Origin of the sequence: Nonomuraea antri (genome assembly GCF_013283785.1) — a bacterium.
Taxonomy (GTDB): Bacteria; Actinomycetota; Actinomycetes; order Streptosporangiales; family Streptosporangiaceae; genus Nonomuraea; species Nonomuraea antri.
Window position 1 is genome coordinate 34,374 of record NZ_JABCPZ010000078.1, and the last position, 8,323, is coordinate 42,696.

Annotated in this window: 8 protein-coding genes; 7 read left to right on the top strand and 1 reads right to left on the bottom strand. The window is 72.4% G+C overall.

Annotation, left to right across the window (positions count from 1 at the left end; genetic code table 11):
* Window positions 1-38: 38 nt before the first annotated feature.
* On the bottom strand, window positions 39-806 hold the full coding sequence (locus HII36_RS24945; RefSeq protein WP_173525659.1) for a GntR family transcriptional regulator: 768 nt from the start codon (window positions 804-806) through the stop codon (window positions 39-41).
* Window positions 807-918: 112 nt separating this feature from the next.
* Here HII36_RS24945 and HII36_RS24950 point away from each other — a divergent pair, with 112 nt between their 5' ends.
* From HII36_RS24950 to HII36_RS24980, 7 genes are read left to right on the top strand one after another with little or no spacing between them, the layout of a single operon-like run.
* On the top strand, window positions 919-2,070 hold the full coding sequence (locus tag HII36_RS24950) for an ABC transporter substrate-binding protein (protein ID WP_173525660.1): 1,152 nt from the start codon (window positions 919-921) through the stop codon (window positions 2,068-2,070).
* 48 nt (window positions 2,071-2,118) lie between these two features.
* Window positions 2,119-2,943, top strand: a complete 825-nt coding sequence (locus HII36_RS24955) for an ABC transporter permease (protein WP_217369919.1) — start codon at window positions 2,119-2,121, stop codon at window positions 2,941-2,943.
* Window positions 2,931-3,785, top strand: a complete 855-nt coding sequence (locus HII36_RS24960; protein ID WP_173525662.1) for an ABC transporter permease — start codon at window positions 2,931-2,933, stop codon at window positions 3,783-3,785. Before HII36_RS24955 ends, HII36_RS24960 begins: the two co-directional genes overlap by 13 nt.
* A complete protein-coding gene (locus tag HII36_RS24965; RefSeq protein WP_173525663.1) occupies window positions 3,782-4,852 on the top strand; it encodes an ABC transporter ATP-binding protein in 1,071 nt (356 codons plus the stop codon). The genes HII36_RS24960 and HII36_RS24965 overlap by 4 nt, the downstream gene beginning before the upstream one ends.
* On the top strand, window positions 4,842-5,492 hold the full coding sequence (locus HII36_RS24970) for an HAD family hydrolase (protein ID WP_173525664.1): 651 nt from the start codon (window positions 4,842-4,844) through the stop codon (window positions 5,490-5,492). The genes HII36_RS24965 and HII36_RS24970 overlap by 11 nt, the downstream gene beginning before the upstream one ends.
* A 38-nt stretch (window positions 5,493-5,530) precedes the next feature.
* A complete protein-coding gene (locus HII36_RS24975; protein WP_173525665.1) occupies window positions 5,531-6,520 on the top strand; it encodes a hypothetical protein in 990 nt (329 codons plus the stop codon).
* 25 nt (window positions 6,521-6,545) lie between these two features.
* Entirely contained in the window at window positions 6,546-8,183 is a 1,638-nt protein-coding gene (locus HII36_RS24980; protein WP_328807868.1) for a serine/threonine-protein kinase, read from the top strand.
* Window positions 8,184-8,323: the final 140 nt, after the last annotated feature.

Here is an 8,323-nt window from a genome sequence, read left to right on the forward strand (position 1 = left end):
TGGTTCGTATGCTGAGCCACCCGGGGGAAGACGGGCGCTTATGACTCGAACATACGTTCCAACGGCGGGAAACGCAAGTCGCCCGCCTGCCGGACGAGCGGGTTGGCGCTGATCGAGTTCCTGATGCTGAAGGTCACGCTGCCGGCCCGGTACCTGTCGTCGGACGACTCCACCGGCCGGCCCTCGTGCGTGGTGGTGATCCGGCGCTGGCGCAGCAGCGGGCTGCCGCGGCGCACCCCGAGCAGCCGGGAGTCCTGGGCGCCCGCAGGGACCGCGTCGATCAGGTGCTCGCCGTAGGCGAAGACCAGGCCGATGCTCTCGTAGAGCGCCTGGGTGACCGACTCGCAGTCGGGCGGCAGCGCCTCGACCGCGTCGGCCACCCAGGCGGCGTACGCGGTGCGTTCCAGCAGGATGGGCTCGCCTTCGAGGGTGCGCAGGCGCAGCACGTCCAGCACCTCGGCGCTGCCCAGCCTGGCCGACTCCGCCTGGCCCGCCGGACGGCGGCGCTGCGCGATCACCTGGCCGCCGAAGCCGTAGCCGTTGGCGCGCGCCCACTGGGCGAAGCTGTGCAGTTCGGCGAAGCTCTGGCTGCGCGCGTTGCCCAGCACGATCCGCCTGGCGCCCTGCCTGGTGCCGACCAGCCCCTCGGCGACCAGCACCGCGACGGCCTGGCGCACCGTGCCGCGGGCCGCGCCGAAGCGCGCCGCCAGCTCGGACTCCGACGGGAGCTGCGAGCCGACCGGATTCGCCCCCGACAGGATGTCGGTGCGCAGTTCATCGGCGATCCGTTCATAGCGCGCCACCATTTATGACCCTTTCTCTTCACGAAAGAGCAATCTTCATGCGACTTACTAAGGCTGGCTTGTTTGTACAAGTTCCCTTAAGTTCTTTCCACACCCCCCGAGAGTGGAGGTCGAAGTGTTCGCACCTCGCGCCCGTGTGGCCGGCGTCGTCGCACTGTTCACCGTAGTCACCGCGGCGTGTGGCGCCGCGCCGAGCTCCCAGCGGTCCACGGCGTCAGAGGGCGGGGTGAACGCGCGCACCGCCACCTCGGCGGCCGACTTCGGCGGTATGGACAAGCTGATCGAGGCCGCGAAGAAGGAGGGGAATCTGCACGTCATCGCCCTTCCGCCGAATTGGGCCAATTACGGGGAGATCATCAAGACCTTCGAGGCCAAGTACGGTATCAAGATCGAGAGCGAGGACCCCGACGCGGCCAGCGCCGACGAGATCAACGCGGTCAAGACCCGCAAGGGCCAGGACCGCGCCCCCGACGTGCTGGACCTGGGTCAGTCGTTCGCGATCAGCGGCGCCGCCGAAGGGCTGTTCGCGCCGTACAAGGTGCAGGCGTTCGACAAGATCCCCGAGGGCCAGAAGGAGCCGACCGGGCTCTGGACCAACGACTACGGCGGCTACGTCTCGATCGGCTGCGACGCCAAGAAGATCACCAACTGCCCGACCAGCTTCGCCGACCTGCTCAAGCCCGAGTACAAGGGCAAGGTCGCGATGAACGGCAACCCCACCAAGTCGGGCTCGGCGTTCGCCGGAGTGTACGCCGCGTCGCTGGCGGAAGGCGGCTCGTTCGACGACATCGAGCCGGGCATCCAGTTCTTCAAGAAGCTCAAGGACGTCGGCAACTACAACCCGGTCGAGACCACCCCGGCCACCATCGAGAAGGGCGAGACCCAGATCAGCATCGACTGGGACTACAACAACGCCGCGTACGCGCCGGAGATGGCCGCCAAGGGCCTCGACTGGAAGGTGAACGTGCCGACCGACGGCAAGTACTTCCAGATGTACGCCCAGGCCATCAACAAGGACGCGCCGCACCCGGCCGCCGCCAGGCTCTGGCAGGAGTTCCTCTACAGCGCCGAGGGCCAAAACCTGTACCTGAAGGGCTTCGCGCGCCCGGTGCTCATGCCGTCCATGACCACCGACGGGAGCATCGACAAGGCGGCGGCGGAGAAGCTGCCCCCGGTCGACGGCACGCCCACCTTCCCCAGCACCGAGCAGGTGGACAAGGCCAAGGCGAAGCTCGCCTCCGGCTGGGACGCCGCGATCTCGGGATGAGCGGCGGATCCGAGCGGTGGCGATGAGAGACGGATCCACGAGATGGCGATGAGAGGCGGGTCCAAGGGGTGGCTCGGCGCGCTGCCCCTGCTGGCCTTCTACGCGCTCGTCTTCGGCGTGCCCGCCGTGGCGCTGCTGGCCGGGGCGTTCACCGTGCAGGGGCGGCCGAGCCTGGACAACCTGCGCCAGAGCCTGCAGGGCGGCAACCTGAACGCCATCGCGGGCAGCGTCCAGGTGTCGGCGGTGGTGGCGGTGTCGGGCGCGGTGCTCGGCACGTTCTTCGCCCACGCCGTCGTCACCTCCAGGTCCGCGGCGCTGCGCAACGCGGTGCTGACCGCCTCCGGCGTGCTGGCCAACTTCGGCGGCGTGCCGCTGGCCTTCTTCTGGGTGGCCACGCTGGGCAACTCCGGGATCGTCAGCGGGCTGCTCGGGCTGCCGTCCGGCGCGCTGTACACGTTCTGGGGGCTGGTGGTGGTCTACCTGTACTTCTCGATCCCGCTGATGGTGCTGGTCATGGCACCGGCGCTGGACGGGCTGCGGCCGCAGTGGCGCGAGGCGGCGGCCAACAACGGGGCAACCACCTGGCACTACTGGCGGTACGTGGGCCTGCCGGTGCTCGCTCCCGCGCTGCTCGGCGGGGTGGTGCTGCTGTTCGGCTCGGCGTTCGCGGCCTACGCCACGGCGGCGGCCATGGGCGCGGGCACCGTGGTGCCGCTGGTCACCTTGAAGATCGCCAACGCGCTGACCAGTGACGTGCTGATCGGGCAGGAGAACGTGGCGTTCGCGCTGAGCCTGGACATGGTCGTGGTGGCCGGCCTGGTGATGGCGATCTACCTGCCGCTGCAGCGAAGGAGCACCCGATGGCTGCACTGACCGGCCTGGAGCCGGGCGCGGGCGCGGCGGCCGAGCCCGGGCCCCGGCCGCGGGCGTGGCGGGCGGCGGTGTTCCTGCTCGCCGCGCTCTACTTCCTGGTGCCGCTGGGCGCGTCGCTCTGGTACACGGTCTACACGCCCACCGCCGGGGTCTCGCCGTCCGCCTACGGCGAGCTGCTGACCGCCGAGGGGTTCGCGACGTCGCTGGCGTTGTCGCTGACGCTGGCCGCCGCGACGATCGTGCTGGTCCTGCTGCTGACGCTGCCGGCCATGCTCGCCGTACGGCTGAGCGCGCCCCGGCTGCGCCCGGTGATGGAGGTGCTGTGCACGCTGCCGCTGGTGGTGCCGCCGATCACGTTCGTGGCCGGGATCTCCATCTCGCTGCGTACCGGGGCCGACGTGCTGGCTCCGACGCCGTTCTGGGCCACGCTGATGGCGGTGCAGGACCGGGCGTTCCCGATGGTGCTGGTGGCCGCGTACGTGGTGCTGGTGCTGCCGTTCGTCTACCGCGCGCTGGACTCGGGGCTGCGCACGATGGACGTGCGGACGCTGGTGGAGGCGGCGCGCAACCTGGGCGCGTCGTGGCCGCACGTGATGTTCCGGGTGGTGATACCGAACCTGCGCTCGGCGCTGGCCTCGGCGTCGTTCCTGACGCTCGCGCTGGTGCTGGGCGAGTTCACCGTGGCCAGGCTGCTGGGCTACGAGCCGTTCGCGGTGTGGATCGTGACCATCTCCGGCTCGCGCGGCCAGCTCTCCGTGGCGGTGTCGATTCTCAGCCTGGTGCTCATCTGGCTGCTGCTGCTCGTGGTCTCCGGCGTGCTCGGTAAGGAGAGAAGAAGATGACGGCTCAGGTGGAGTTCCGCGGGCTGCGCCGGGTGTTCGGCAGGACGGTCGCGCTGGACGGGTTCGACCTGACCGTCGAGCCCGGCGAGTTCGTCGCGCTGCTCGGGCCGTCCGGCTGCGGCAAGACGACCGCGCTGCGCTGCGTGGCCGGGTTCGAGCGGCCGGACTCCGGCGCCGTGCTGATGGACGGCAAGGACATCACGGACGTGCCGGCCAACAAGCGCGACGCGGGCATGGTCTTCCAGTCGTACTCGCTGTTCCCCAACCTGAACGCCCGCGACAACGTGGCGTTCGGGCTGCGCGTGCGCAAGGTGCCGGTGGCGGCCAGGCGGGCGCGCGCCGCCGAGCTCCTGGAGCTGGTCGGGCTGCCCGCGCACGCCGACCGCTTCCCGCACCAGCTCTCCGGCGGGCAGCAGCAGCGCGTCGCGCTGGCCCGCGCGCTCGCGCTCGAACCCCGGGTGCTGCTGCTCGACGAGCCCCTGTCGGCGCTGGACGCCAAGGTACGCGTGGCGCTGCGCGAGGAGATCCGCCGGCTCCAGCTCGACCTGGGCATCACCACCATCTTCGTCACCCACGACCAGGAGGAGGCGCTGTCGATCGCCGACCGGGTGGCGGTGCTCCGCGACGGACGCCTTGAGCAGGCCGGGCCGCCCGCCGAGGTGTACGACCGGCCCGCCACGCCGTTCGTGGCCGAGTTCGTCGGCACCATGAACCACGTGGCCGGACGGGTGTCCGGCGACCAGGTCACCGTGCTCGGCCAGCTCCTGCCCATCGACGGCCCCGCCCCCGCCGACCCCGACGTGGACGTGCTCGTCCGGCCTGAGGCGGTACGGGTCACGCCGTCCGACGACGGGCCGGCCGAGGTGCTCGCGGCCTCGTTCCGCGGCGCGTCCGTACGGCTGCGGCTGGCGCTGGAGGGCGGCGAGGTGCTGGCCGACGTGCCCGGGCACGAGGCGGCCAGGCTCGGCGCGGGCAGCCGGGTGAGCGTGCGGCTGGTGGAGCGGCCGGTGCTGGTGGCGGCCAGGACGGTGACGGTTCCCGCGCCGGTGTCGGCGGATGCCGGCTGAGGAGGGCGTCTCCTGGGTATCGCGCTTCGATGCTGTCCTGTTCGACATGGACGGGACGTTGGTGGACACCGAGGGGCTGTGGTGGCAGGCGGCGGTGTCGGTGGCGGCGGCACTGGGCCGCGCGCTCGGGCCCGCCGACACGCCGTACGTGCTGGGCAGGCGGGCCGAGGACACCGCCGCCCACCTCTCTCCGGCGCGCGTCCCCGAGGTGGCGGACCGGCTCATCGCGGCCTTCGCCGACCGCGTCGGCCAGGGGGTGACGGTGGTGCCGGGCGCCCGCGAGCTGCTGGCCGGGCTGGCCGCGGCCGCCGTGCCCACGGCCCTGGTCACCGCCTCGCCGAGGTCCGTCGCGGACCTGGTCCTGCCCGTGCTCGGGCACCGCTTCGACCTGGTGGTCACCGACGACGACACGGCCAGGGGCAAGCCGCACCCCGATCCGTACCTGGCGGCCGCCCGCGGGCTCGGCGTCGCGCCGGAGCGGTGCATGGCCGTCGAGGACAGCCCGGCCGGCGTCGCCGCCGCGACCGCGGCGGGCTGCCACGTCCTGGTCGTGGACCCCCGCGCGGGGTTGCACGGCCTGCTCCCCCGTCTTCTCCCCCGCTTTCTCCCCCGTGCGGGGGACGGGGACGGCTCTCGCTAGGGAGGCGGGGCGGCGCCCCGCGCCCGAGCATGGTGATCATGACGCATATCGGGACACGCGCCGGGACGAGCGCGGCGACCGCCGACCCGCTGACCGCGGGGACGCTCGCGCTGGTGCTCGCCTACGGCGGGCTGCGGCTGTACTGGCAGCTCGGGCACCAGCCGGAGCGCCTGTCGCCGATTGGGCCCGACCTCGTGGTGTTCACCGGCTGGGGCGGCGTCGGGCTGTGCGCGGCGGCGGCCCTGGTTCTGGGCGCCCTGCTGAGCGGGCGCTGGGGCGCCGCGTCCCGCCGGGTGCTGCGCGGCGCGGCCTGGGCGGTGGGCGCGGCGCTGATCGTGGCCGGGGCGATGCTGCTGCTCGACGTGGTCGGCGCGATCGTCCCCGGGCTCGGCATTCCGTTCCTGCCGCTGGGCGCGGCGAGCAAAGCGGTGTGCGCGGGCTCGGGCGCGCTGCTCTGGCGGGCGGCGCTGACCCACCGGCGGCGTACGGAGGCCGGCTGCGCCACCTGCGGCAGGCCGAGATCGGGCCGACCGTCGTTGGAGCGCACACCCGGCTGGGCGTACGCGGCGGCCTACGCGGCGATGGCCGGGTGCCTGGTGCGGATCGGGGCGCAGGTGGCCGTGGGGTGGGGCGCGACGCCGTACGCGGGCGGTCAGGTGCTCTTCGAGGCCGGGTTCGTGCTGGCGGGGACCGTCCTGCCGTTGGCGCTCGCGCACCGCTGGGGACGGGTGTGGCCGCGCTGGGTGCCGGGCCTGGCCGGGCGGCGGGTCCCGCGGCGGCTGGTGTTGTGGCCGGCGGTGGCCGTGTCTGGCGGACTCGTCGCTTATTTCGGGACGATGCTGGCACAGATGATCTTCGAGCGGCTGAACGGGCGCAACCCGTTCCCCCCGGAAGGCGGGCTCGACCTGCCCGAATGGTTCTTCTGGTGCGCCGTGCCCGGGTACCTGACGTGGGGCGTCGGCCTGGCGGTGGCCGCGCTCGCGTACGCCCGGCGAACCCGTACCGCCTGCGCGGACTGCGGGCGGTAGCCGCATATCGGTAAGCTTGCCCGCCGTGAGCGGTGAAACCTCCCACATCGGACGCTACCGGCTGCTGAGCATGCTCGGCCGAGGTGGGATGGGCACGGTCCACCTCGCCGAAGACTCCGCCGGCCAACGGGTCGCCATCAAGGTGATCAACCCGGAGCTCAGCCAGCACGAGCAATTCCGCATGCGCTTTCGCAGGGAGGCCGACGCCGCCAGGCGGGTACGCCGCTTCTGCACCGCCGCCGTGCTGGAGGCGGCACTCGACGGCGACCAGCTCTACGTGGTGACCGAGTACGTGCCCGGGCCCAACCTGGAACAGGCCGTGCAGCAGGGCGGACCCATGCGCGGGTCAAGCCTCGACGCGCTGGCGGTCAGCGTGGCCACCGCGCTCACCGCCATCCACGGCGCCGGGGTCGTGCACCGCGACCTGAAACCGTCGAACGTGCTGCTGTCACCGGTCGGGCCGCGCGTCATCGACTTCGGCATCGCCAGGGCGCTCGACACGCTCGGCGGCGTGACGGGCACCGGCGAGCTGGTCGGCACCCCGCGTTACATGGCGCCCGAGGTGCTGCGCGGCGACCCCGTCTCGCCGGCCTGCGACGTGTTCTCGTGGGGTTGCCTGGTCGCCTTCGCCGCCAGCGGGCGTGCGCCGTTCGGCGGCGACACGCTGCCGGCGATCGTCTACCAGGTGCTGAACGCCGAACCGAACCTCGACGACGTCGAGCCGGGGCTGCGCGAGCTGGTCAGGGCGGCGCTCGACAAGGATCCCGGCCGGCGTCCGACCGCTCAGCAGCTGCTCGACCACCTGGTGGGGCGCTCGGCCCAGCCCGAGCAGGCCGCGCACACCGTCCAGGTGACGTGGCAGCACGCGACCACGCCGTTCACCGAGGCGCGGCCGTCGCCGTCCGGTTCCGGCGGCGGCGCGCGGCGCGGGCGGCTGATCGCCGGGCTGGCGGCGGGCGTGGCGCTGCTCGCCGTCGCCGGCGCCGCCACCTGGGTGGCGCTCACCCCCGGCGGCCCACCTGACCTCGCGATCCTCTACCAGGAGGACTTCACCCAGACCTCCGGCGGCTGGGACGGCACCTACGACCCCGACGACTCGGCCAGCTACGGCTATCGCACCGACGGGACGTACGGGCTGGACGTGGAGGAAGGCAGGGAATATCGCGAGGTCAAGGCCCCGGTGCCGTTCCTCGTCGCCAAGCCCACCGCCACGCCCGAGCCCTCGGCCACGCCGACGCCGATGCTGCCGCCGTCCGTGACGATCGGGGTGACCGTCGACGTCAAGCGGTCGATCGGGACCGGGGAGTACGGCATCTACTGCCACGACGACCCGAACGAGGACTCGTACTACGAGTTCGCGCTCGACACGACGGGCAACGCCAGGATCCGGCGGGTCTTCAAGGGCTCAGGCGGCACGCTGGCGGCCCCCGTCAAGGTGACCGGGCTGCCCGGCAAGGCACGGGTGGTCGCGTCGTGCGAGCAGCGGGGGACGGCGGTGCGGCTGGCCTTGTGGGTGAACGGGAAGCGCGTGCACCAGGTGGACGATCAGAACGGGATCGGGAACGGGTACATGGGGTTGTTCGCGCGGACGCCTAAGGAGAGCACGTCGGTGTTGAAGACGACGTTCGACGACTTCGAGCTGCGCGGCCAGCAGGAACCTTAGGCCGCGCAGTCGCGGGTACCTCCACTCCCGGGACCAGAACGGCCGGAAGCAGGATGCCCGGGACCAGGACAGCCGGGACCACGACGGCTGGGACCACGACGCCCCGGAGCCCACGCCACCCGGGGCCCACGCCCCCGCAG

Bases quoted from the DNA above. Each gene is read 5' to 3' on its own strand.
- HII36_RS24955 (WP_217369919.1), top strand. From the start codon at position 2,119: ATGAGAGGCGGGTCCAAGGGGTGGCTCGGCGCGCTGCCCCTGCTGGCC.
- HII36_RS24975 (WP_173525665.1), top strand. From the start codon at position 5,531: ATGACGCATATCGGGACACGCGCCGGGACGAGCGCGGCGACCGCCGAC.
- HII36_RS24970 (WP_173525664.1), top strand. From the start codon at position 4,842: ATGCCGGCTGAGGAGGGCGTCTCCTGGGTATCGCGCTTCGATGCTGTC.
- HII36_RS24960 (WP_173525662.1), top strand. From the start codon at position 2,931: ATGGCTGCACTGACCGGCCTGGAGCCGGGCGCGGGCGCGGCGGCCGAG.
- HII36_RS24945 (WP_173525659.1), bottom strand. From the start codon at position 806: ATGGTGGCGCGCTATGAACGGATCGCCGATGAACTGCGCACCGACATC.
- HII36_RS24965 (WP_173525663.1), top strand. From the start codon at position 3,782: ATGACGGCTCAGGTGGAGTTCCGCGGGCTGCGCCGGGTGTTCGGCAGG.